Consider the following 23422-nt stretch of genomic DNA (forward strand, 5'->3'; position numbering starts at 1 on the left):
GCGTGCTCGCGGCCTCAGAGGTCGGGCGGCTCGAGCAGCAGGAGCCGCCCGCCCGCGGCATCGTGCGCGCGATGTGGGCGGCGCAGGCGACGGCGTCGGAGACGGACGAGGTGCTGGTGCAGCACGGGGGATGATCCGCTCGCGGCCCGCGGGGATCCGCGACGCTGGGCGGATGCAGCGCTCCGAGACCGTCGACCGCGCCCGCGCGCTCTGGGACGGCGGCCGGCGGAGGGACGCGATCGTCGAGCTGCGGACGCGCGTGCGGAAGGAGCCGGGCGACGCGGTCGCGCGACTGCTCCTCGCGTCCTGGTACCGCGAGGTGCGCGCGCCCGACCAGGCCGGACGCTGGGGGATCGCCCTGCCCGGCTGGACCACCCCGCGCGAGCGCGAGCTGCTGGCGCGCCTGATCGCGTCGTCCGGCGTGCCAGACGACCGCCTCGGCCGCTTCCTCGCGCTGCCCGCGGGCGAGCGGCCCGCGGAGCTCGACGAGGTCATGGCCATCGTGGACGGACTGCGCGCCCCCGACGGCTGGCGCGGCGCGAAGCCGCTGCGACCGTGCGACCTGCGGAGCCGGATCGCGCACGCCGTCCACATGCTCGGCTGGCTGCTGCTCGCCGGCGCCCTCCTGACATCCGGGCTCGTGGCGCTGACCGGCGACGACGCCACGTCCCCCGCGCGCGGCGGCGTCGCGGTGGGGCTCGTCCTGCTCGCCGTGGCCGCGGTCGTGGAGGGCACGCGGGCTCGCCGTGGCTGGTGGTGGATCGCTCCGTCGGCGGTGCTGCTCGCCGTGGCCCTGATGGCGGCCGCCGTGGCGCTCGCGCGCATGGCCGTCTGACCGCCGCCTAGGGTCGACACGTGATCCCCGCCCCCGCCGTCGTGCACGTCGCGGTGGTGCGGGGGCCCGAGACCGCCGACCGCGCGACACGCACCGCCGCCGGCCGCGTCGCGCTGCGGGCGCTCGCCGCGGAGCTCGTGGGCGCGGATCCCGCCGACGTCACGGTCCGCGCGCGCTGCGCGACATGCGGCGGCGCGCACGGACGCCCGGTGCTCGGCGGATCCCGCGCGCTCGACGGGCTGCACGCGAGCGTCGCGCACGCGGGCGGCCTCGTCGTCGTCGCGGTCAGCCCCGACGGCCCGATCGGCATCGACGCCGAGCCGCGCGGCCGGGAGGCGCCGCCCGGGACGACGCTCGCCGAGTGGGTGCGGGTCGAGGCGGTGCTGAAGACCGACGGGCGCGGGCTGCTCGTGGATCCGTCGCTGGTCCGCGTCGAGGGCGACGCGACCGGGATGACCGCCTGGATCGAGGGCGAGGCCGCGCGCTACCGGCTGGTCGACGTGAGTCTCGGAAGCGACCTCGTCGTCGCGATCGCGCGGCGCGGTCTCGGCGAGCTCGATGCGCGGATCCAGGACCCGGCCGGGCCTGGATCCGACATCTGACCCCTCAGCGCCGCCGCACCCGCGGCAGCGAAGGCAGCGGCGCGTCCGCGAGCCACGCGCGCAGCAGCGCGCCCGCGTCGCCGGCAGCGCCCACGAGATCGGCCGTGGTGCGCGGCCCAGTCCACGCCGGATCCGTCCAGCGCAGCAGCAGCTGCCGCCACGCCGCGTCGCCGAGCGTCAGCCGCAGCGCGTGCACCGCGAGGGCGCCGCGCTTGTAGACGACGTCGTCGAACATCGAATCGGGCCCGGGATCCCCGATGCCCAGCTGCGTGCCGTAGCGGTCGAGGCGCGCGTGGTGCTGCCGCGCGAGCTGGTCCGCGGTGGGCCCGCCGGACTCCTCCGACCACAGCCACTCGGCGTAGCAGGCGAAGCCCTCGTTGAGCCAGATGTGCTGCCACGACGCGAGGCCCACGGAGTTGCCGAACCACTGGTGCGCGAGCTCGTGGGCGACGAGCCGCTCGGATCCACCCGTGCCGTCCGCGTGGTTCGAGCCGAGCACGGCCATCGCCTGCGCCTCGAGCGGGATCTCCAGCTCGTCGTCCGTGACCACGACCCGGTACTCGTCGAACGGGTACGGCCCGAACAGCGTCTCGAAGAACGCCATCATGCGGGGCACGGGCGCGAGGTCCTGCAGCACGCGGGCCTCGCGCGGCTTCGGGTACGCGAAGACCGCCTCGGTGGATCCCGCGGGCACGCGCCGCTCGGAGTACCGGCCGATCTGCACGGTCGCGAGGTAGGGCGCGGTGCGCGCGTCCTGCTCGTACGTCCAGGTCGCGCGGCCCGAGCGCTCGACGCGCGAGACGAGCCGGCCGCTCGCGATCACGGTGTAGTCGACCTCGCACGCGATGCGGATCCGGAACGCGGCCCGGTCGTCCGGCCGGTCGTTGCAGGGGAACCAGGTGGACGCGCCGCTCGGCTGCGACGCGACCAGCACGCCGTCGCCGAGCTCCTCCCAGCCCAGGTCGCCCCAGACCGTGCGGCGGGGGCCGGGTTCGCCGGAGTAGGCGACGTCGACCGTGAACGTCGTGCCCGCGGGGATCGGCGCCGCGGGCGTGACGACGAGCCGTCCGCCGCGCTGCACGTGCCGGGTCTCGCGGCGGCCGTCGACGCGCACGTCGCCCGCGCGCAGACCCGTGAGGTCGAGCTCGAAGCGGGGGAGCGGCTCGCGCGCGACCGCGGTGATGACGGCGCGCGCCTTGAGCCGGTTGCGGGCCACGCGGTAGTCGAGGTCGAGGTCGTAGCGCTCCACCTGGAAGGCCGTGGATCCGACCTCGGGGGTGTACGCGTCGCCGGAGGACGGACCTGCGGCGGCCCTCACCGGTGCCCGGCGGTCGCGTGCGCGGCGGTGGCGTCGGCGTCGGTGTGGCCGTCGGCCGGAGCGTTCGTGGCAGCGCTCGCGGATCCCGCCGCGGCGTCAGCGGGCAGGTAGCGGCCGGTCTTCACCTCGCGCCACGGGCCGATCGGGTTGCCGCTCCAGCGGCTCGCCTCGGGCACGAGCTCCCCACGCATCACGAGGCTCGCGGGCCCCACGGTGGCCTGCGGGCCGATGCGCGCCGCGGGGAGGATGACGCTGTGCGGCCCGAGGGTCGCACCGGCGTCGAGGGTGACGGTGTCCATGCTCATGATCCGATCATGGAACAGATGCGTCTGGACGACACATCCGCGGTTGATCGTGGATGCGTCGCCGAGGGTCACGAGGTCGGCCTCGGGCAGCCAGTGCGAGTCGCACCAGACGCCGGATCCGATGCGTGCCCCGAGGCTCCGCAGCCACCACACGAGCGCGGGCGTGCCCGCCGCCGACGACGCGAACCAGGGCGCCGCGACCATCTCGGTGAACACGTCCGACACCTCGCTGCGCCACACGAACGACGACCACAGCGGGTGCTCCTCGGCGCGGATGCGGCCGATGAGGATCCACTTGGCCGCCGTCGAGATGCCCGCCGCCACCGCGCCGGCGACCAGCAGAACGACGCCGCCGAGCAGGAACGCGACGAACGGACCCCAGGCCTCGGTGAGCGCGGCGAGCGTCACGAGGACGGCGAGGCCGAGGGCGCAGGTGACGAAGACGGGCACGACGCGCAGCAGCTCCCAGAGGATCCGCGCCACGCGCAGCCGCGTCGGCGGCCGGAACGTGCGCGAGTCGTCGGCGGCGGCGACCGTGCGCCGGAGCCGGACGGGCGGGGAGCCGAGCCACGAGGACCCGGCCTTCGACTTCGTGGGCGCCGCCGAGAGCACCGCCACGAGGCCGTCCTTCGGCACCTTGTGGCCGGGCCCCGCCATGCCGGAGTTGCCGAGGAACGCGCGCTGGCCGATCTCGGCGCGCGCGACGCGCATCCACCCGCCGCCGAGCTCGTAGCCGGCCACGAGCGTGTCGTCGGCGAGGAAGGCGCCGTCGCGGATGGTGGTCATGGCGGGGATGAGGAGCACGGTCGACGCCTCCACGTCCTTGCCCACGCGCGCGCCGAGGAGGCGCAGCCACACGGGCGTGAAGAGGCCCGCGTAGAGCGGGAAGAGCACGGTGCGCGCGAGGTCGAGCAGGCGCTCGGTGGTCCACAGCTGCCACCCGACGCGGCTGCGCACGGCGTGGATGCCCTCGGTCACGCCGAGGCCGAGGAGGCGCACGGATCCGACGACGAGGAGCGCGAGCACGAGGCCGGTCATGAGCACGGCGGGCACGAGGGCGCCGAGGCCGCGCCACCACACGTCGCCGAGGTCGGCGGATCCGCGGATGGCTGCCGCGAGGATCCCGCCGCCCGCGACGAAGCCGACCACCGGCACGAGGGCGGTCGCGACGGAGGCGGCGCCGTACGCCGTGACCCATCGCGTGTTGCGCGGCGGCCGGTGGTCGGGCCACCAGACGCGGGCCTTGCCCTCGCGCGCCGCGGGGGATCCGGCCCAGCGCTGGCCCGCCGGCACGCGCCCGAACACGGCCGAGCCCGGCGCGATCTCCGCGCCCTTGCCGATGCGGGTGCCCGGCAGCAGCGTCGAGCGCGTGCCGACCGTGGATCCCGCCCCGATGCGGACTGCGCCGACGCGCACGGTGTCGCCGTCGATCCAGTACCCGGAGAGGTCGACCTCGGGCTCGACCGAGGCGCCGCGCCCGATGCGGAGCATGCCCGTGACGGGCGGCAGCGTGTGCAGGTCGACGTCGTCGGCGATGCGCGCGCCGAGCGCCCGCGCGTAGTAGGTGATCCACGGCGCGCCCGCGAGCCCGACCGCGCCGATCTGCTGCGCGATCTGCTCCGCCAGCCAGATCCGCAGGTGCCAGCGGCCGCCGCGCGGGTGGTCGCCCGGCTCGAGGCCGCGGAGGAGCAGGCGCGCGGCGACCGCGGAGATCGCCATGCGGCCGAACGGCGTCGCGAAGAGGAGGAGGCCGGGGACGAGCAGCCAGAGCGGCACGGACGGCAGCGCGTCGAAGCCGCCGAGCGGGCGGAGCAGCGCGCTCGCGGTGAGGAGCAGCGCGAGCCAGCGGAGGCTCTGCAGGGCGAGGAGCGGCGCGCCGAGCAGGGTCTGGATCCACTGGGTGCGACGCGGCGTCGGCCTCACGTCGACGCGCGGCCCGCTACGCTCCGCCCGCGGCGCGCGTCCCGCGATGGCGGCCTGCATCGCGCCGAGGCGCGGGTGCGCGTAGACGTCGGCGACCGTGAACTCGGGGTCGACGGTGCGGATCCGGGCCACGAGCTGCGCCGCCGACAGGGATCCGCCGCCCAGGTCGAAGAAGTTGGCGTCGGCGCTCGCGACGGGCGTGCCGAGCGCGGCCGACCACATCTCGGCGAGCGGGCGCAGCTCGGCGTCGAGGTCGGCGCCGTCGTCGCCCGCGGCACCCGGGAGAGGCCAGGGCAGCGCGGCCTTGTCGACCTTGCCGGACGTGCGTGTCGGCAGCGACTCGACCACGCCGATGAGCGGCACGAGCGCGGCCGGCAGCGCGACGCGGAGGCGCTGCACGGCGTCCTCGCGGGAGAAGGCCGCGGGATCCCGGGGCACGAGGTAGCCGACGAGCACCTGGTTGCCCGCGCCCGTGGTCTGCACGGCGACGGCCGCGCCCTGCACGTCGTCGAGGTCCTGCAGCGCCGCCTCGATCTCGCCCAGCTCGATGCGCCGCCCGCCGACCTTCACCTGGTCGTCGGCGCGGCCCTGGAACACGAGACCCTCGGCCTCGAAGCGCACGAGGTCGCCCGAGCGGTAGGCGCGGTCCCAGCCGAGCGCGGGGAAGGGGGCGTACTTCTCGGCGTCCTTGGCGGGATCCAGGTAGCGCGCGAGCCCGACCCCGCCGATGATCAGCTCGCCGACGCCGCCCTCGGGGACGCGCGCGCCCTCGGGATCGACGACCGCGAGGTCCCAGCCGTCGAGCGGCAGGCCGATGCGCACGGGACCGGGGCCGCCGAGCGGGGCGGCGCACGCGACGACGGTCGCCTCGGTGGGGCCGTACGTGTTCCAGACCTCGCGCCCGTCGGTGGCGAGCCGCTGGCCGAGCTCGGGCGGGCAGGCCTCGCCGCCGAAGATGAGCAGGCGCACGTTCTCGAGCGACTCCGCGGGCCACAGCGCCGCGAGCGTCGGCACGGTGGACACGATCGTGACGCCGTGCGTCGTGAGCCACGGCCCGAGGTCCATGCCGCTGCGGACCAGGCTGCGCGGCGCCGGCACGAGGCACGCGCCGTGGCGCCACGCGAGCCACATCTCCTCGCAGCTGGCGTCGAACGCGACCGAGAGGCCCGCGAGCACGCGGTCGCCCGGCCCGATCGGCTCCTCCTGGAGGAAGAGGCGCGCCTCGGCGTCGACGAAGGCCGCGGCCGAGCGGTGCGAGACGGCGACGCCCTTGGGGGTGCCGGTGGATCCGGAGGTGAAGATGACCCACGCGTCGTCCTCGGGCGCGGGCGGCGCCACGAGCGGCAGCGCGGAGGTGGAGGCGTGCGCGGCGGCGGCGGGGAGGATGCAGAGGGCCTCGGCCGCCGCGGCCTCGGCGTCGCCGGCCGCCCCGGTGCCCGCGGCCCGCGGCGTGAACTCGCCCGTGCCGGTCACGACACCCGCCACGCGCGCCTCGCCGAACACGAGCCGCGCGCGCTCCTCGGGGTCGTCGGCGTCCACCGGCACGTAGGCGGCGCCGGCCGCGAGCACGCCGAGCACGGTGACGTAGAGGTCGCGGGATCCCGACGGCATGCGGATCCCGACCCGGTCGCCCTTGCCGACGCCCGCGTCCCGCAGCGACGCGGCGACCTGCACCACGCGCGCCATGAGCTCGCGGTAGCTGAGCGCGCCGTCGCCGTCCTCGATGGCGGACGCGTCGGGGTGCGCGGCGACCGTCGCGCGGAGCACGTCGACCAGGGTGCGCGGGGGAGTGACGGCGTCCGCCCGATCGAGCACGCGCTGGGCGTCGTCGGCGTGGGCCTGGGCGGTGCCGGTGGACCCGGCGGGAGCGCTCGCGGGCCGGGCGTCGTCGTGCGGCGTCGCCGCCTCCGGGGAGGACTCGGGCATGTGGTCTCCGTTCGGATCGTGCGGCGTGTGCACTGTCGGGCCTCCGGGTGAACGGGAGGTGGATTCGCCGCGACCCGGCGTCGCCGCCCCGCCCGACGGATCCGTCATCCGGCCGCGAGCGCCTCGTCGACCAGGCGGCGGGCCTCCCCGTCGGCGACGCCGAGCCGTCCCGCGAGCTGCGCGTAGGCGACGGCCGCCGCCCGCAGCGGAGCGGGCACGTCGTCCTGCGCGGCGACGAAGGACCCGGCGCGGCCGCGGGTCTCGATCACGCCGTCGGCCTCGAGCTCCTTGTACGCGCGGGCCACCGTGTTGACGGCGACGCCGGTCTGCTCGGCGAGCGCGCGCACGGTCGGCAGCCGCGCGCCGACCGGCAGCTCGCCCTCGGACGCCCGGCGCGCGATCTCCGCGCGGAGCTGCTCGTAGGGCGGGGTGCCGGAGCCCGGGGCGATGCGGTAGCCGGGCGCGGGATCCATCCGTCGAGGCTATCGATCCGGGGAGCGACGGCAGCCGCGACATGCACGGCGGCGGGCGCTGCCGGGGCCCGCGGCGGGGCAGGATGGGAGGGCGGCGCATCGGCCGCCGACGGGAGGATCCGCATGTCCGAGCTCGAGCTGATCACGATGTGGTCGCGCGCCCGCAAGCAGATGATCACGAGCCAGCTCGGCCCGATCTTCCTGCTCACGTCCACGGTGGTCCTGCTCCGCACGGGCCTCGCCGACGCCGACCTCGGCACGCGCCTCGCGGCCGCGCTCATCCTGCTCGCCACGGGCGCGCTCGGATCCGTCGTCCAGTTCTCCGTCAGCTCGCAGGCCATCGCCATCGCGCGCGACCTCCGCGACGCGGGCGCCACCTCGCACGCGGCCCGCACGGTCATCGCCGCCGAGGGCCTCACGAACCTGACCCGCTACGCGATCCCGGCGCTCTTCGTGGTCATCTACGTCGTGATCCTGGTGGCGCTGTTCTCCTAGCGCCCGTCCCTACTCGAGCGTCCGGTTCACCAGCCGGGACAGCACGATCGCGCTGCGCGTGTGGTCGACGTTCGGAGCCAGGCGCACCTTCTCGAGGGCGTCCTCGAGGCTCGGGATGTCGCGGGAGCGGATCCGCACGATGGCGTCCGCGTCGCCCGTGACGGTGCCCGCGTCGACGACCTCGGGGACGCCCTGGAGGATCCGGCGCAGCTCGTCGGGCGCGACCGTCCCGCGGCAGAACAGCTCCACGTAGGCCTCCGTGCTGAGTCCGTCGACCGCGGGGTCGACCTGGATGGTGAAGCCGCGGATCACGCCGTCGGCCACCAGCCGGTCGACCCGCCGCTTCACCGCGCTGGCCGAGAGGCCCACCGTCCCGCCGATGTCGCCGTAGCCGGCCCGCCCGTTCTGGCGGAGGAGGTCGATGATCCGGTGGTCCAGGTTGTCCATGCTCCGAGCCTACGGCGGGATCGTGCGTGGGACCGGGCCCCCACGCGCGGAATCCGCGTGGCCACCGGGTGAACGAGCGTGATCCGCGTGCCAGGCTGTGCGGAAGGCGTCCCCTCGGGGCTCTGGGACATCGTCCGCCTCCACGACCGCGCCACCCGGCGCGCCGCACGAAGCAGGAGCACCATGCCCTCCACCCTCTCCCGATCCGCGGACACGACCGCCGGCCGCACGCCGGTCGCGAAGCGCGTGCTCATGTGCCGGCCCGACCACTTCGACGTGGTCTACAAGATCAACCCGTGGATGGATCCCGCCGTCCCGACCGACACGTCCCTCGCGGTCCGCCAGTGGCAGACCCTGTACGACGCGTACGTGGGCCTCGGCTTCCAGGTGGACCTCATCGACGGGATCGCCGGCCTGCCCGACATGGTCTACGCGGCCAACGGCGGCTTCACGCTCGACGGCATCGCGTACGGCGCCGCGTTCCAGCACCCGGAGCGCCAGCCCGAGGGCCCTGCGTACATGGACTGGTTCCGCGAGGCGGGCTTCGACGTGCGCGTGCCCGAGCAGGTCAACGAGGGCGAGGGCGACATCCTCCTCGTCGGCGACACGATCCTCGCGGGCACCGGCTTCCGCAGCGACAGCACCAGCCACGCCGAGGTGGCCCGGATCTTCGACCGCGAGGTCGTGACCCTCCGCCTCGTGAACCCGTCGTTCTACCACCTGGACACCGCGATCGCCGTGCTCGACGACACCAACATCGCCTACCTCCCGAGCGCGTTCGACGCGGACAGCCTCGACGAGATCGAGCGCCGCTTCCCCGACGCCGTCGAGGTGAGCGAGCAGGACGCCTCGATCCTCGGCCTCAACTCCTACAGCGACGGCGTCAACGTCGTCATCGCCGAGAAGGCGGTCGGCTTCGAGGCGTCGCTCCGGGAGCGCGGCTACAACCCCATCGGCGTCGACCTGTCCGAGCTGCTGCTCGGCGGCGGCGGCGTGAAGTGCTGCACGCTCGAGCTGCGCCAGTGATCGACGAGACAGCGACCGACGAGACGAAGGGCACGACCATGACCGACACCATCGACCGCCCCGCCGCATCCGACGCCGGCGCACTCGCGATCCACGCCGAGGAGGCGCACGCCGCGCACAACTACCACCCGCTGCCCGTCGTGGTCGCGTCCGGCCAGGGCGCGTGGGTCACCGACCTCGACGGCCGCCGCCTGCTCGACTGCCTCGCCGCCTACTCGGCCGTGAACTTCGGGCACTCGCACCCGGAGCTCGTGCGGGTCGCGACCGAGCAGCTCGGCCGGATCACGCTCACCAGCCGCGCGTTCCACAACGACAAGCTGGGCCCGTTCGTCACGGCGCTCGCCGAGCTCGCGGGCAAGGACATGGTCCTGCCGATGAACACGGGCGCCGAGGCCGTGGAGTCCGGGATCAAGGTGGCGCGCGCGTGGGGCTACCGCGTGAAGGGCGTGGCCGCGGGCCGGGCGAAGATCATCGTGATGGCCGGCAACTTCCACGGCCGCACCACCACCATCGTGAGCTTCAGCGACGACGAGGAGGCGCGCGCCGACTTCGGCCCGTTCACGCCCGGCTTCGTCACCGTGCCGTACGGCGACGCCTCGGCGCTCGAGGCCGCGATCGACGCGGACACGGTCGCGGTGCTCGTCGAGCCGATCCAGGGCGAGGCCGGCATCGTCGTGCCGCCCGAGGGGTACCTCGCCGACGTGCGGCGGATCTGCTCGCGCGAGCGTGTTCTGATGATCGCCGACGAGATCCAGTCCGGCCTCGGCCGCACGGGCGCGACCTTCGAGTGCGACAACTCCGACGTCGTGCCGGACCTCTACCTGCTCGGCAAGGCGCTCGGCGGCGGCATCGTGCCCGTGTCCGCCGTGGTCGGGGACGCGGACGTGCTCGGCGTCATCCAGCCGGGGCAGCACGGATCCACGTTCGGCGGCAACCCGCTCGCCGCGGCCGTGGGCCACGCGGTGGTCGACATGCTCGCGACGGGCGAGCCGCAGGAGCGCGCGCGTCGCCTCGGCGCCGTGCTGCACGCCCGGCTGGCGGATCTGGTGGGCCACGGCGTCCTCGAGGTGCGCGGCCGCGGGCTGTGGGCCGGCATCGACATCGACCCGGCGCTCGCCACGGGCCGCGCGGTCTGCGAGCGGCTGGCCGAGCGCGGCGTGCTCGCGAAGGACACGCACGGCTCGACGATCCGGCTCGCGCCGCCCATCGTGGTGGAGGAGGAGGACCTCGTCTGGGCCGTCGGCCAGCTCGCCGAGGTGCTCGCGGAGCTCGCCGGCCGCTGAAACGACCGCGGTCGCGACGTCGTCGTTGGGGACGGAGTCGGAGGGTGGACGTGACTCGTCCGTATGCTTGCCCGACCCGGCCCTCGTGGCCGCCCCTCCCCTGATCGAAGGTCGAGAGCCATGTCCGCCATCGCGTCTGCCCTCATTCCCGTCGCACGTCGCTCGCGAGGGCGGCGTCCACTCCTCGTGATCTCGTGCCTGACCCTCACCGGTCTCGCTGCGCTCGCCCCGGCCACACCGCCCTCCGCGAGCGCCGAGGTGCTCGTCCCGGCGGGTTCCGCGACGGTCGACTCCGCCCCCCACGAGGGCGCCTGGGACGGAGTCGACGTGTTCGTCAGCGGTGGCTCGGTCCGGGCCGTGCAGGTGCGCACCTACGCGCACGGGCACATCTACTGCGTCCCGCTGCAGAAGGGCTGGAACGCCGTGGGGATCGAGCACGCGACCGCCGCCGGGTCCGGCGCGGAGCTCTCCGGCGCGACCGGATGCGAGGGCGGCTCCACCGGAGCGAGCGTCCCGAACACGGTGTTCTCGGTCAAGCCCGGCGAGCACTGGCACATCGACGGCGACGTCGTCCGATGCGTCGTCCATGCCGGTGGGCCGACCGGCCAATGCCACTAGCGCCAGCTCCGCCGCTCCCCGTGGGCGTCCGTGCGACGGGCGATCCGTGGAGCGCGCCTCCCGAGGGATGCTCCCGGTGGCGACGGACACGGACACGGCCACGATGACGCGCAGCTGAGCGGCTGCGAGCGTCTCCGGGACAGGCCGCGCCGGGCTGTGGACGGAGCGGTCGGCTGCGTCGGCGGGCTCGATATCGTGTCCGGATCCCGATCGACGCGTCCGCCGCGCGGACCCGCTACCCGAAGTGAGACATCCCATGCCCGGACGCCTGTACCCCCGCCCGGCGCGCCGCCGTCCTGCCGCCCTGGCGGCCGCTGCCGCGGTGATCGCCGTCGTCTGCTTCGGGGTCGCCCAGCCCGCCGGGGCCCGGCCCGAGCCCTTGCCGCACAGCGGCGACTGGGATGGCTTCGACCTCTACGTCAATCCCCTCATCGAGGGCAAGCACGGTCTGCGCGTTCAGACGTTCTCCCACGGGGCCGACTACTGCATCCCCCTCTCCCACGGGTGGAATGCCATCCCCCTGCAGCACTGGACGAGGAGCGGCTCCGGCGCGAAGCTGATCGTCGTCAACAACTGCCGACAGGGGTACCTCCTCCCGAAGCTGACCTGGCAGGCGAGCCCGGGCGAGGTCTGGTACCTCGAGGGCGCCGGCGTGTACGAGGGGCACCGCGCCTCCTGAGCCATCGGTCGAGCGCCTCAGCGCTCCTCGGAACGGCGCGGCGCCGGTGTGGGCGCGCGCGTCGCGATGGCCACGCCCGCGGCGACGCACACGACCACGATCGCGCCGAGCTGCACGGGCGACAGCGTCTCGCCCAGCACGATCACGCCGAGGATCGCCGCGACCACCGGGCTGAGGCTCGTGAGCACGGCGAACAGGCGCGGGGTGATGCGGCGGAGGATCACGGTGTCGAGCGAGTACGGCACGGCGGACGACAGCAGGCCGATCGCCACGAGCAGGCCGAGGATGCGCCCGTCGAGTGCGCCGACGTCGAGCGTGAGGAGCGCCCACGGCACCAGCACGACCAGGCTCACGATGCTGGCGACCGCGATCCCCTGGAAGCCCGGCAGCCGCTCGGCGACCCGCCGCGTGAAGACGATGTAGCCGGCCCAGGTGACGGCCGCGGTGGCGCCGCAGACGAGGCCGAACAGGTCGATCCGGCCCTCGAGTCCCGTCAGCACGACGACGCCCGCGGCCGCCACGAGCGCGCACGCCGCGTCGAGCAGCCGGCGGGACGCGAGCAGCGCGATCGACAGCGGGCCGAGGAACTCGATGGTCGCGGCGATGCCGAGGCCCAGCCGGTCGACGGCCGCGTAGTAGGAGAGGTTCATCAGCGACAGCGCGAGGCCGAGCATCACGGCGGGCACGAGCTGCGCGCGCGTCATGCGGTGGATGCGGGGGCGGGCCACGGGCAGCACGAGCGCCGCCATCATGATCTGTCGCGCGGCGACGACGAGGACGGGGCCGACCGCGGGGATCACGAGCCCGGCGAGCGACGACCCGAGGCTGACGCTCACGATCGTGCCGACCTGGAGCGCGGCGCCCGCGGCGGTGGCGCGGGCGCCCGGCGCGGCGGCCTCAGCGGATCCCGTCGCGTCGACGACCGCGGCCTCGACGCCGGCCGGGGTGCTGCCGGTACCGGATCCCGGGTGCGCGCCCGCGGGGTCGGCGGGGTCCCCGGGGCTGGTCACCTCGCGAGCGTACCGACGCGGGGGCGCGGCGGCCGGGCCGGGGGCGCGGCGGCCGCGCGGCGGATCAGCGGACGAGATCGCCGAAAGGCTCGCGCGGCGGCGGCAGCTGGCCCGCGGCGAGGAGGACCGCCTCCTCCAGGGAGTCGGCCACGTCCTCCCACCGGTCGTCGCACGCGTCGCAGCCGCACTGCGGGAACGCCTCGGCGATGCGCCCGCCGCTGTGCAGCAGCACGCCGGGGAACGCCGTGTACTCCAGCGTGAGCGTCCGGCCGTTCACGTCCCGCGGCGCGAGCCGGACGGAGCGGACGGCCACCGCGTGCAGCGGCGCGAACCGCTCGAGGCGCGACACGCGAGTGTAGGCGTCCTCGGCCGGGGTGCCGGTGGCGTCCCGACGCGATCCGTACGGGACGCCGTCGTCGGCGATCGCGGGCGGCGCGTCGATGGCGGGGCGGACGTAGGCGGGCATCCCCGGAGGCTAGCGACCGGCCGTCCGGAGGCGCACGCCCCCGAACGGCCGACCGCGGGTCCGTCGCTCAGCGGGAGGCGGATCCGCCTAGCGGGGCAGCGCGTTCCCGTCGGCGTCGAGATGGTCGCGCCAGCTGCGCTTCGGCTCCCAGCCGAGGAGGCGGCGGGCCTTCGCGGTCGAGATGCCCGAGGAGTCCACGCGCTCGATCGCGCGCAGCTCGATGGCGTCGCCGTAGTGTCGCCTGAGCTCCGCGGCGAAGTCGTGCCCGCCCGCGTTGTCGGCGGCCGCGATGTAGAAGACCTCGTGGCCGGGCAGGTCGGAGGCGACCGAGAGCACGATCGCGTCGGCCAGGTCGTCCGCGTCGATGTAGCTCCAGAGGTTCGCCGTGAGCACCGAGGCGTCCCGCACCTGCTCGCCGAGGTTCGACGCGTAGTTGTCGTCGTTGTGCACGGTGCTCGGGCGCAGCGAGATCACGCGGATGTCGGAGCGGCGCACGGCCGCGTCCATCAGCTGCTCGCCGAAGGCCTTGGAGAGGGCGTACGGATCCTGCGGGCGGAGCGGGTGCTCCTCGTCGACGGGCGCGTAGTCCGGGAGGAAGGGCCGCTCCGGGAAGAAGTTGCCGACGATGCTCTCGCTCGAGATGTTCACGAAGCGCGGGACGCCGAAGCGCACGGCTGCCTCGATCATGTGGAAGGTCGACATGAGGTTGGTCTGCAGCACGACGTGCGCGGGGTTGCCGGTGGGCTGCGGGATCGCGGCGACGTGCACGACCGCGTCCATGCCGGCGACGAGCGCGAAGGCGGATCCGGCGTCGGTGAGGTCGGCCATCACGTAGCGGCCGGGCACCACGACGCCGGCGTCGAAGACGGGACGGACGAGGTCGACGCCCGTGACATCGTGGCCGGCGGCGACGAGCGCCTCGACGGCGGCGCGGCCGACCTTGCCGCGGGATCCGGTGACGAGGACCTTCACGACACGGCCCCGTCCTCGGCGACGTCGGCGGGCGCCTTCATCACGACGGGGACGAACGGGTCGTCCTCCAGCCGCTCGGCGAACCACGTCTCGTCGACGTAGCCCTCCGACCACAGCTTCAGCGGCGTCGCGACCGTCGGCGTGAACAGCTCCCACCGGGTCCAGAGGCGCGCCTCCTCGGTCATCATGCGGCCGACCTCGCGCGTCCAGCGGACGACGACGTGGTCGGCGGGCAGCAGGCGCTCGAACGCCGCCTGCGCCTCGGCCAGGCGGGCGGACCTCGTGCCGTCGCCCGAGACCTGCTCGGCGCTCAGGGCGAGCACCAGCGTCCAGGTCGTGCTCTGCAGCTCGGGGTCGCGGGGCGCGACGGCGGCGTCGGCTCCGGGTGATGCGGGGGTGGTGTCGTGGCTCATGCGGCGTCGCGCTCCTCGTGTCGATCGAGTCTGTCACTCCGGGTCGCGCGCCTCCGGAGCGCGAGGTGCACCAGGACGCCGGCCACGAGCGCGCAGAACGCGGCGCCGAGCCCGCCGACCGTGATGCCGGACGCCGCCACCACGAACGTCGCGATCGCGGGCAGGTGCGCCCCCGGCTCCCGCATGGCGGACGCCAGGCTCGACGCGAGCGACGGCGCGAGCGCGAGCCCGGCGGCCGCCGCGACCACGCCCGCCGGACCCGCGACGATCACGGCCGCGAGCGCCGCCGACGCCAGCCCGAGCACGAGGTTGGTCCACCCCGCCGCGCTGGCGGCGCGCCACCGCTCGTCCGGATCCGGATGCGCGGAGGGCGCGGCGGAGAGCGCGGCCGACAGGGCGGCGAGGTTCACGGCGTGCCCGCCGAACGGCGCGCTCACGAGCGTGGCCGCCGCGGTCGTCGTCATCGCCGCGCGCCACGGCGTCTCGTAGCCGAAGCTCGCGAGCACAGCGACACCCGGCAGGTTCTGCGAGGCCATCGTCACGACGAAGAGGGGGATCCCGAGCGCGACCGCCGCCGCCACCGTGAAGACGGGCGCCGTCAGCTCGATCCGCGGCACGAGGTGGGCGAGGTCGAGCGACGCCCCGGGTGCGGGCCCCGCGACCGCGAGCGAGATCCCGACCACCACGAGCGCGGCGGCCAACGCGGTCGGGGCCGCCCAGCGCGGAGCGAGGCGGGCGGCGACGAGCCAGGCGAGGACCACGGGCAGCACGACGAGAGGGGAGGCGACCGCCGCCGTCACGGTCGCGACGCAGAGGGGGAGGAGCACGCCCGCGAGCATCGCGGCGGCCACGCTCGGCGGGATCAGGCGCACGAGCCGGCCGAGCAGCGGCCAGAGCGCGGTGGCGAGCACGAGGATCCCGCAGACGAGGAACGCCCCCACCGCGGCGGCCCACCCGCCCTCGACCGCGCCGGATCCGATGAGCAGCGCCGCCCCGGGCGTCGACCAGGAGAGCGTGATCGGACGGCGGAAGCGGTGCGCGAGGAGCACGGTGCCGAGCCCCTGCGTGACGCACAGCGCGAGCAGCCCGGACGCGGCCTGGGACGGCGACGCCCCCACCGCGGTGAGGCCGGTGAGCACGACGGCCGACGTGCCGGCGAACCCGACGACGGCGGTGGCGATCCCGGCTCCGCGCGCCTGCGCCCGGCCGCCGGGCACCTCGATGGCCGTCATGCGCGCTCCCGACCGGACGCCGGTCGTCCTGCCGCCCGATCCTAGGGTCGCCTCCGCGCCGGTCCGTCATCGCCCAGTGGATCTCCTCACCCGCAGAAATAGAAGGGAATGGTGATGTTCGACTGCATTTCGGCTACCGTCGAAAGATCCGCGCTCCACCGACCTCGACGAGGCCCGCCATCTCCCGCACCGCACGCACCTCCCGCCCCGTCCCCGGACGCCCGCGGAACGCGACCGCGCCGCGCCTGCGACTGGCCGCCGTGCTGGCCGCATGCGCCCTCCTGCTCGGCCTCGGCGTCCCGTCCGCGCAGGCCGCGGAGGAATACCCCACCTGGTCCGAGGTGCAGGCCGCGCGCTCGAGCGAGCAGGCCACCGCCGACCAGGTCACGCGCATCACCTCCCTCATCTCCGGCCTCTCCGCCGAGGTCGAGGCCGCCACGGCCCTCGCCCTCCAGCGCGCCGACGAGCACGCCGCCGCGGTGGATGCGCTCGACGAGGCCACCGGCGAGCTCCAGGCCCTCGAGTCCAAGGCGGAGAGGGCGCAGGCCGACGCGGACGAGGCGAAGCGCCAGGTCGGCCAGCTCGTCGCGCAGCTCGCCCGCAGCGGCGGAGGCGGCGACGTCTCCCTGCGCCTCTTCACGAGCGGCGGCGAGGACGCGGACGCCCTCCTCGCCCGCATGGGCACGGCCACCAAGCTCGCCGACCGGCAGGACACCGCGTTCACCGCCGCCGTCACCTCGGCCCGCACGGCCGCGTCGCTCGGCAAGCAGGCGTCCGTCGCGAAGGAGGCGCTCGCCGTCCTCGCCGCCGACGCCGAGGCCAAGCTGCAGGAGGCGTCCGCGGCGCAGGCCCGCGCGGATCAGGCGCTCGCCGAGCAGGAGGCCCGCAGCTCGGAGCTCCAGGCGCAGCTCACCACGCTCCGCGACTCCCGCATCTCCGTCGAGGAGGGCTTCGCGATCGGCGAGCGGAAGCGCCAGGAGGAGGCGGCCGCCGAGGCCCGCCGCCAGGCCGACGCGCGTGCCGCGGCCGCAGCTGCTGCCGCCGCCGCGAACGCCGCCGCGCGACCGCCGGCCAACGCCCCCCGCCCGCCGTCCTCGGGTGGCCAGCCCTCGTCGTCCGGCTGGACCATGCCCATCCGCAGCTACGGGTCGTACCAGTCCTACGGCATGCGCCTGCACCCGATCCTCGGCTACTGGCGCCTGCACGCGGGCGACGACTTCGGCGCGGGCTGCGGCACCCCCATCTACGCGACGGCGGCCGGCACGGTGCAGTTCGCGGGCGGATCCAGCGGCTTCGGCAACGCGATCACCCTGAACCACGGCGGCGGCGTCACGAGCGTGTACGGCCACATGTACTCGTACGGCGTGATGGTCCGCACGGGCCAGACCGTGCAGGCGGGCCAGCAGATCGGCGCGGTCGGCAGCGCGGGCCTCAGCACCGGCTGCCACCTCCACTTCGAGATCCGGCAGGGCGGCGTCGCGACCTCGCCCATGCCGTTCCTCCGCAACCGCGGCGTCTGACCCGCCGACCACGCGGGGCGCGTCCATGACCGGGGGGTGCGACGCATGACGGGGCGCATGCGGCGCGTCGCGCAGGCCGTGGCCCGGCCGGCGATCTTCGTGCAGTACGTCGCCCTGCGCGCGGGCCTCCAGGGCACGGTCTTCCCGCGTGACGCGGCGTCCGGCGTCGTGCCGGGCGAGGATCCGCACCGCGTGCTCGTCATCGGGGAGGCGACGGCCGTCGGCATGGGCGTCCTCTCGCACGAGCTCGGCATGGCCGGCCACTTCTCCCGGCAGCTCGCCCGTCGCACGGGCCGCGGCGTCGAGTGGGCCACGCGCCCGTTCTCCGACCTCACGATCCACACCGCCGCCGGCACCGTCCGCGACCGCCCGCTCCTCGCGGGCGTCGACGTCGTGCTCCTCATGGTGGGCGTCGGCGACAGCATCCGCCTCACGCCGCAGCGCACGTGGCGGTGGCTGCTCTGCGCGGCCATCGACGACCTGACGCGCGGGCTGCCCGAGGGCGCGCGCGTGCTCATCCCCGAGGTGCCGCCGCTCAACGAGAGCGTCGGGATCCCCTCCCCGTGGCGCGCGGTCGCCGCCCGTCACGCGCGGCTGCTCAACCGCGTGACGGCCGAGATCGTCGTGTCCCGCGCCTGCGTGGACGCCGTGCACTTCCCCGGCGAGAGCGTCATCGACCTCGGCGATCCGGACGCCGCCCAGGCGTCCCGCGTCTACGCGGCGTGGTCGCGCGCCTTCGTCCGGCGGATGCTCGAGCCGCCGCGCACCGCGGAGGCGTGACCTGCGCTTGAACGTTCCCTGTGCATTCCTCGGGTGCCGGATACCCGGTGGGGCCCCGGCGTAACGTCGGAGTCGTGCCCGCGCCGGTGCCCACATCGACGCCCGGGCTCTCGGATCGCACGACGACCCGACCCCACGCACCGAATCCGAACGAGGAGAAGCAATGCCCCGAGTAATCGAGACCGTCGACGTCAACGTCCCCGTCAGCACCGCCTACAACCAGTGGACCCAGTTCGAGTCGTTCCCGAACTTCCTCAGCTACGTGGAGTCGATCACGCAGGTCACCGACACGCTCACCGAGTGGAAGGTCAAGATCGGCGGCATCGAGCGCACGTTCGAGGCCAACATCACCGAGCAGCACCCCGACGAGCGCGTCGCCTGGAACTCCACGGGCGGCGACGAGGACCACGCCGGCGTCGTCACGTTCCACAAGCTCAGCGACACCGAGACCCGCGTCACCGTCCAGCTGGACTGGGAGGCGAAGGGCCTCGTCGAGAAGGTCGGCGCGGCGATCGGCGTGGACGACCACGTCATCAAGGCCGACCTCAAGAACTTCAAGGAGTTCATCGAGAAGCGCGGCGCCGAGGACGGCGCCTGGCGCGGGGACGTCCAGGCCTGATCATGGACACCTCCGAGATCGTCTGGAACCAGGAGGCGCGCGACAAGATCCTCACGGACAGCGACCGCGTGCTCCAGGAGGCCGTGCTCACCGCGGCGAAGGAGCTCGAGGGCGAGGACTGGGAGACCGTGTACCAGCGCCTCTTCGAGCAGCTCAAGGGCCGGTTCATCGACTTCGAGCCGGGGCCGGACCTCCGCAAGTACGCCGAGGCCGTCTCCCGCGGGGAGATCCAGGGCTGACGCCGGCGTCACAAACACGACCGGGAGGGCCCGGCATCCGCGAGGGTGCCGGGCCCTCCCGCGTCGTGGTTCCCCCACCTGCTGGATACGCTGGATCCGCGCCGCGGGGCGCAGCGATCCAGGGGAGACGCGATGAGCGACACGCACGACGACCGCCGGCCGGACACGGACGACGGGCAGGCGAGGGCCCAGGCCGACGCGGCGGCGGAGCCGGCGCACGCGGCCGGGCCGTACGCGCCCCAGCCCTATCCACCCGCCGCCTATCCGCCCGCCGCGTATCCGGGCGGCCCGCACTCCGGCGGCCCGCACTCCGGCGGCCCGTACCCCGGCGGCCCGTACCCCGGCGGGTACGGGGGTGCCGTGCCGCCGCCCGGCTACGGCATGGTCCTGCTGCCGCACGCGCAGCGCCCGCTGCCCCCGCACATCGATCCCGCCTGGCGCCTCGCGGGCGTCGGCCGCCGGGCGGCCGGCCGGATCCTCGACCAGGTCGTCTTCGGGCTCGTCGGCGGGCTCTCGGCCGGGGCCTTCATCGTCCCGCTGCAGGGCATCGCCCGGCAGCGGATCGACGACCTGCAGCTGTTCGGCGAGGCCGCCGACGACATGATGGACTCCTACTTCGGCGGCGCCATGCTCGGCTTCCTCATCAGCATGGTCGCGTACCTGCTCATCGCCACGTGGTGGCTCGGCTGGAAGGGCACGACGCCCGGCAAGGCGATGGTCGGGATCCGCGTCCAGCGCTTCTCGGAGCCCGGCACGCTCGGCTTCGGCCGGGCCCTCCTCCGCGGCGTGGTGCAGAACGGGTTCGTCCTCGGCTGGCTGTTCACGGTCTGGCTGCCCTACGCGTCCGTCGGCTGGGACTCGCGGCACCTCCTCCGCGGCTGGCACGACCTCGCCGCCGACGACGTCGTGCTCGCCCGCCGCGCGGAGGCCTTCCCCTCCTACTGACGGCGGCGTCGGACGCGCCCGGGGCGCGGGGAGCCTGACGAGGGCCTGGGAGAAGGATCGGCCGCGGAATGCCGCCCCGGGCGGATCGGGTTGCCCCAAGGCGGTCCGCACGGGCCGCTGGCCCCGCCGCCCTCCCCGACGCGATCCGTCGCGGTGCGCGCCGGCCACCCGCGAGACGAAGGATCCACCACGTGAAGCTGTTCTCCCCCGTCGCCCTCGGCGCCCTCGAGCTCCCCAACCGCGTCGCCATGGCGCCCCTGACCCGCATGCGCTCCGACGAGCACGGCGTGCCCGGCGACATCGTCGTCGAGTACTACCGGCAGCGCGCGTCCACCGGCCTCATCGTCTCCGAGGGCGTGTTCACGAGCGAGCGCAGCAAGGCGTACCCGGGCCAGCCCGGCATCGTCACGGACGAGCAGATCGCCGGCTGGCGTCGGGTCACCGACGCGGTGCACGAGGCCGGCGGCCGCATCGTCATGCAGCTCATGCACGGCGGCCGCGTCTCGCACGAGGAGATCACGGGCGGCCTGCCGCTGCTCGCGCCGAGCGCCATCGCGATCCAGGGCGAGGTGCACACGCCCACCGGCAAGGCGCCGTACCCCGTGCCGAGCGAGCCGGCGACCGACGAGGTCCCCCTCATCGTCGACGAGCTGACGGTCGCCGCCCGCAACGCGGTCGACGCCGGGTTCGACGGCGTCGAGATCCACTCCGCCAACGGCTACCTGCTGCACGAGTTCCTCTCGCCCGTCTCGAACGTGCGCACGGACGCCTACGGCGGATCGCCGGAGAACCGCGCGAAGCTCGGCATCGACGTGGCGCACGCGGTCTCCCGCGAGATCGGCGCCGAGCGCGTCGGCATCCGCATCTCGCCGTCGCACAACATCCAGGACGTGCTCGAGGAGGACGCCGACGAGACCCGCGCCACCTACGAGGCGCTGCTGTCCGGCATCGCGCCGCTCGGCCTCGCCTACGTGAGCATCCTGCACGCGGAGCCCGCGGGCGACCTCGTGCAGGGCCTCCGGAAGACGTTCGGCGGGCCGCTCATGATCAACAGCGGCTTCGGCGTGCAGACCGAGCGCGACGAGGCGATCCAGCTGGTCGAGGAGGGCGCGGCCGACGTCGTGGCCGTCGGCCGCATGGTCATCGCCAACCCCGACCTCGTCGAGCGCTGGGAGTCCGGCGCGGAGACGAACGAGCCGAACCCGGCCACGTTCTACGGCCCCGGTGCCGAGGGCTACACCGACTACCCGGCGCTCGCGAGCTGATCCGCATCGCCTGACCGGCTCCGGCCGGCACCGCCCGAGGCCGGGCTCACCCCGACGGGGCGAGCCCGGCCTCGTGCACGAGCACGGCGACCTGCACGCGGCCCTCGACGCCGAGCTTGTCGAGCACGTGCCCCACGTGGGTCTTGACGGTCGCGACGCCGAGGTAGAGGTCGGCGGCGATGCGCGCGTTCGACCAGCCGCGCGCGATCGCGAGCGCGACCTCCTGCTCGCGCTCGGTCAGCGTCTGGAAGCGCTCCCGCTCGGCCGTGCGGTCGGCGCGATCGCGCTGCGCGGCCACGCCGATCACGGTGTCGAGCACGGACGGCGAGAGGATCGATCGGCCCGCCGCCACCTGACGCACCGCGTGGACGAGGTCCACCGGCGGCGTGTCCTTGAGCAGGAAGCCGCGCGCGCCCGCCCGGAGCGCCCCCAGCACGAGCTCGTCGGCGTCGAAGGTCGTGAGGACGATGACCGGCAGGTCGGGGCGGCGGGCGACCTCGCGGGCCGTGGCGGTGATCCCGTCGCAGACCGGCATGCGGATGTCCATCAGCACGACGTCGGGCGCGGTGCGCGCGATCACGGTGCCGGCCGCGAGCCCGTCGGCCGCCTCGCCCACCACCTCGAGGCCGTGCCCGCCGCCCAGCAGCATCGCGAGGCCCGCGCGGACGAGCGCGTCGTCGTCGACGATCACGACGCGGATCGGCGGGCCGCCCGCGGGCACGACGCCCGGCAGGCCGGCGCCGGTGGGGAGGGTGCCGCTCGCGCTCATGGCGTCGCCGCTCACGCCGTCCACGGGAGCACCGCCTCGACGATGTGCTGACCATCGCGTCGGGAGACGTCGAGCGTGCCGTCCACGGCGTGGGCGCGCTCGGCGATCCCGGCGAGGCCGTGGCCGCGGGTCGAGGCGGGTGGCTCGGACGCGGCGGGCGGGGGTGCCGGGTTCCGCACGACGATGCGCAGGCGTCCGCCGGGGCGGCCGTCGAGCGACACCTCGACCGGCGCGCCCGGCGCATGCCGCCGCGCGTTCGTCAGGCACTCCTGGATGGCGCGGTAGGCGTGCCGCGAGGTGGTCGCGGGCAGCCGCGGCAGGTCGTCGCGGGTGCCGGGGTCGACGTCCGCGTGCACCTCGACGCCGAGGGCGCGGGCCTCGTCGAGGAGCGCGGGGAGGTCGGCGAGCGTCGGTTGCGGGGGCAGCGTGGCGGGCGCGCCCGACGGATCGCGCAGCACCCCCAGCACGCCGCGCAGCTCGGTGAGGGCCGTGCGGGCGTTGTCGCGCACCACGCCGGCGGTCGCGCGGACCTCTGCCGCGTCGAGGTCGTCGCGGTACTCCAGCGCCCCCGCGTGCAGGGCGACGAGCGACAGCCGGTGGGCGAGCACGTCGTGCATCTCCCGGGCGATCCGGGTGCGCTCGCGGTCCGCCGCCTGCGCGGATCGGAGGGCCTGCTCCTCCTCCGCGAGCCGGGCGCGCTCCCGGAGCGACGCCAGCAGCTCGCGGCGGCCGCCGAGGTAGAGCCCGAGGAGGATGAGGAGACCGAGCACCACGAGGATCAGCGCCGCCGTGAGCGGCAGCTCCTCCGGCGTCACGGGCAGGTAGGAGAGGCCGGCGACCTCCCACGTTCCGACGGCCGCGATCCAGACGGCGGCGGCGGCGGCGATCTCCTTCGGCCGGCGGCGGATCGCGAGCGACACGAGTGCGATGCCTGAGGCGAGGAGCCCGATGCTCGACACGGCTGCGATGACGCCCAGCACCGCCGCGACCGCGAGGGGCGCGAACCGGCGCAGCGGCAGGATCGCGATGCCGAGCAGCCCGGCGGCCGCGTCGAGAAGGAGCAGGAGCTCGATCCGGATCCCGGTCGCACCTGCCTCGTCCACGAACGTGAGCATGGCACCGAACGAGAGCGCGCCCACCACGAGCGACAGCGCCACGAGGGCCGCCTCCCGGCCGATCGCACGGGCAAGGCGGGCGGGCCCGATGCGGGGGACGAGCGTGGGGGAGGGCATGCCCCGACCCTACGGAGCGCGGCGCGCCCG

The 23422-nt window shown here is 75.0% G+C and carries 25 protein-coding genes; 14 read left to right on the forward strand and 11 right to left on the reverse strand.

Annotated elements, in window-relative coordinates; genetic code table 11:
- The first annotated feature begins 2 nt into the window (after positions 1–2).
- From K0V08_RS16090 to K0V08_RS14190, 3 genes are read left to right on the forward strand one after another with little or no spacing between them, the layout of a single operon-like run.
- Positions 3–134: a hypothetical protein gene (locus K0V08_RS16090; protein WP_011931840.1), complete on the forward strand. Its 132-nt coding sequence runs from the start codon at positions 3–5 to the stop codon at positions 132–134.
- Between the two features lie 38 nt (positions 135–172).
- Positions 173–835, forward strand: coding sequence for a hypothetical protein (locus K0V08_RS14185; protein WP_227325049.1), 663 nt, complete (start codon positions 173–175; stop codon positions 833–835).
- A gap of 20 nt (positions 836–855) precedes the next feature.
- The gene (locus tag K0V08_RS14190) at positions 856–1437 is read left to right on the forward strand and encodes a 4'-phosphopantetheinyl transferase family protein (RefSeq protein ID WP_169716117.1); all 582 of its coding nucleotides are present in this window, start codon (positions 856–858) and stop codon (positions 1435–1437) included.
- Positions 1438–1441: 4 nt separating this feature from the next.
- On the opposite strand, the gene K0V08_RS14195 is transcribed toward K0V08_RS14190, so the two are convergent.
- The 3 genes from K0V08_RS14195 to K0V08_RS14205 form a co-directional block, all read right to left on the reverse strand.
- The gene (locus K0V08_RS14195) at positions 1442–2755 is read right to left on the reverse strand and encodes a M1 family metallopeptidase (RefSeq protein WP_079531624.1); all 1314 of its coding nucleotides are present in this window, start codon (positions 2753–2755) and stop codon (positions 1442–1444) included.
- Positions 2752–6909, reverse strand: a complete 4158-nt coding sequence (locus K0V08_RS14200; RefSeq protein WP_172407302.1) for a Pls/PosA family non-ribosomal peptide synthetase — start codon at positions 6907–6909, stop codon at positions 2752–2754. The genes K0V08_RS14195 and K0V08_RS14200 overlap by 4 nt, the downstream gene beginning before the upstream one ends.
- A 104-nt stretch (positions 6910–7013) precedes the next feature.
- On the reverse strand, positions 7014–7382 hold the full coding sequence (locus tag K0V08_RS14205) for a GntR family transcriptional regulator (protein WP_011931845.1): 369 nt from the start codon (positions 7380–7382) through the stop codon (positions 7014–7016).
- Between the two features lie 123 nt (positions 7383–7505).
- Between K0V08_RS14205 and K0V08_RS14210 the strand changes: the two genes are divergently transcribed.
- Positions 7506–7877 carry a hypothetical protein gene (locus tag K0V08_RS14210; RefSeq protein WP_079531627.1) on the forward strand — a complete coding sequence of 124 codons (372 nt, stop codon included), beginning with the start codon at positions 7506–7508 and terminating at the stop codon, positions 7875–7877.
- A gap of 9 nt (positions 7878–7886) precedes the next feature.
- On the opposite strand, the gene K0V08_RS14215 is transcribed toward K0V08_RS14210, so the two are convergent.
- On the reverse strand, positions 7887–8324 hold the full coding sequence (locus K0V08_RS14215) for an Lrp/AsnC family transcriptional regulator (protein WP_011931848.1): 438 nt from the start codon (positions 8322–8324) through the stop codon (positions 7887–7889).
- A gap of 183 nt (positions 8325–8507) precedes the next feature.
- Here K0V08_RS14215 and ddaH point away from each other — a divergent pair, with 183 nt between their 5' ends.
- The 4 genes from ddaH to K0V08_RS14235 all read left to right on the forward strand — a co-directional run bounded on the left by ddaH (position 8508) and on the right by K0V08_RS14235 (position 11930).
- On the forward strand, positions 8508–9350 hold the full coding sequence (gene ddaH, locus K0V08_RS14220) for a dimethylargininase (RefSeq protein ID WP_079531629.1): 843 nt from the start codon (positions 8508–8510) through the stop codon (positions 9348–9350).
- Positions 9351–9388: 38 nt separating this feature from the next.
- Positions 9389–10633, forward strand: a complete 1245-nt coding sequence (gene rocD / locus K0V08_RS14225; protein WP_079533658.1) for an ornithine--oxo-acid transaminase — start codon at positions 9389–9391, stop codon at positions 10631–10633.
- 186 nt (positions 10634–10819) lie between these two features.
- Positions 10820–11251, forward strand: coding sequence for a hypothetical protein (locus tag K0V08_RS14230; RefSeq protein WP_079531631.1), 432 nt, complete (start codon positions 10820–10822; stop codon positions 11249–11251).
- Between the two features lie 256 nt (positions 11252–11507).
- Positions 11508–11930: a hypothetical protein gene (locus K0V08_RS14235; RefSeq protein ID WP_079531633.1), complete on the forward strand. Its 423-nt coding sequence runs from the start codon at positions 11508–11510 to the stop codon at positions 11928–11930.
- A gap of 17 nt (positions 11931–11947) precedes the next feature.
- Here K0V08_RS14235 and K0V08_RS14240 read toward each other — a convergent pair whose 3' ends face one another.
- The 5 genes from K0V08_RS14240 to K0V08_RS14260 all read right to left on the reverse strand — a co-directional run bounded on the left by K0V08_RS14240 (position 11948) and on the right by K0V08_RS14260 (position 16023).
- Positions 11948–12940, reverse strand: coding sequence for an EamA family transporter (locus K0V08_RS14240; RefSeq protein ID WP_011931853.1), 993 nt, complete (start codon positions 12938–12940; stop codon positions 11948–11950).
- A 64-nt stretch (positions 12941–13004) separates the two neighbouring features.
- Complete coding sequence (locus K0V08_RS14245; protein ID WP_079531636.1) at positions 13005–13406, reverse strand: DUF6226 family protein; 402 nt, start codon at positions 13404–13406, stop codon at positions 13005–13007.
- A gap of 87 nt (positions 13407–13493) precedes the next feature.
- Positions 13494–14378 (reverse strand): NAD-dependent epimerase/dehydratase family protein, encoded by an 885-nt coding sequence (locus K0V08_RS14250; protein ID WP_079531639.1) that lies wholly within the window; start codon positions 14376–14378, stop codon positions 13494–13496.
- Positions 14375–14791: a hypothetical protein gene (locus K0V08_RS14255; protein ID WP_079531642.1), complete on the reverse strand. Its 417-nt coding sequence runs from the start codon at positions 14789–14791 to the stop codon at positions 14375–14377. Before K0V08_RS14255 ends, K0V08_RS14250 begins: the two co-directional genes overlap by 4 nt.
- Positions 14788–16023 carry a benzoate/H(+) symporter BenE family transporter gene (locus K0V08_RS14260; protein ID WP_079531647.1) on the reverse strand — a complete coding sequence of 412 codons (1236 nt, stop codon included), beginning with the start codon at positions 16021–16023 and terminating at the stop codon, positions 14788–14790. The genes K0V08_RS14255 and K0V08_RS14260 overlap by 4 nt, the downstream gene beginning before the upstream one ends.
- Before the next feature lie 260 nt (positions 16024–16283).
- Here K0V08_RS14260 and K0V08_RS14265 point away from each other — a divergent pair, with 260 nt between their 5' ends.
- From K0V08_RS14265 to K0V08_RS14290, 6 genes are all read left to right on the forward strand, one after another.
- Positions 16284–17543, forward strand: a complete 1260-nt coding sequence (locus K0V08_RS14265; RefSeq protein WP_079531650.1) for a M23 family metallopeptidase — start codon at positions 16284–16286, stop codon at positions 17541–17543.
- Positions 17544–17588: 45 nt separating this feature from the next.
- Positions 17589–18323, forward strand: coding sequence for an SGNH/GDSL hydrolase family protein (locus tag K0V08_RS14270; protein WP_228510777.1), 735 nt, complete (start codon positions 17589–17591; stop codon positions 18321–18323).
- Between the two features lie 163 nt (positions 18324–18486).
- Positions 18487–18942, forward strand: a complete 456-nt coding sequence (locus K0V08_RS14275) for an SRPBCC family protein (RefSeq protein WP_011931860.1) — start codon at positions 18487–18489, stop codon at positions 18940–18942.
- 2 nt (positions 18943–18944) lie between these two features.
- The gene (locus tag K0V08_RS14280; protein ID WP_011931861.1) at positions 18945–19181 is read left to right on the forward strand and encodes a hypothetical protein; all 237 of its coding nucleotides are present in this window, start codon (positions 18945–18947) and stop codon (positions 19179–19181) included.
- A 132-nt stretch (positions 19182–19313) separates the two neighbouring features.
- Positions 19314–20126: an RDD family protein gene (locus K0V08_RS14285; protein WP_079531655.1), complete on the forward strand. Its 813-nt coding sequence runs from the start codon at positions 19314–19316 to the stop codon at positions 20124–20126.
- A gap of 191 nt (positions 20127–20317) precedes the next feature.
- On the forward strand, positions 20318–21391 hold the full coding sequence (locus tag K0V08_RS14290; protein ID WP_079531657.1) for an alkene reductase: 1074 nt from the start codon (positions 20318–20320) through the stop codon (positions 21389–21391).
- A 46-nt stretch (positions 21392–21437) separates the two neighbouring features.
- On the opposite strand, the gene K0V08_RS14295 is transcribed toward K0V08_RS14290, so the two are convergent.
- Both K0V08_RS14295 and K0V08_RS14300 read right to left on the reverse strand, forming a co-directional pair.
- Positions 21438–22175, reverse strand: a complete 738-nt coding sequence (locus tag K0V08_RS14295) for a response regulator (protein ID WP_011931864.1) — start codon at positions 22173–22175, stop codon at positions 21438–21440.
- Positions 22172–23392 (reverse strand): sensor histidine kinase, encoded by a 1221-nt coding sequence (locus K0V08_RS14300; protein ID WP_079531660.1) that lies wholly within the window; start codon positions 23390–23392, stop codon positions 22172–22174. The genes K0V08_RS14295 and K0V08_RS14300 overlap by 4 nt, the downstream gene beginning before the upstream one ends.
- Between the last annotated feature and the right edge of the window lie 30 nt (positions 23393–23422).

This window comes from Clavibacter michiganensis (genome assembly GCF_021216655.1).
GTDB lineage: Bacteria > Actinomycetota > Actinomycetes > Actinomycetales > Microbacteriaceae > Clavibacter > Clavibacter michiganensis.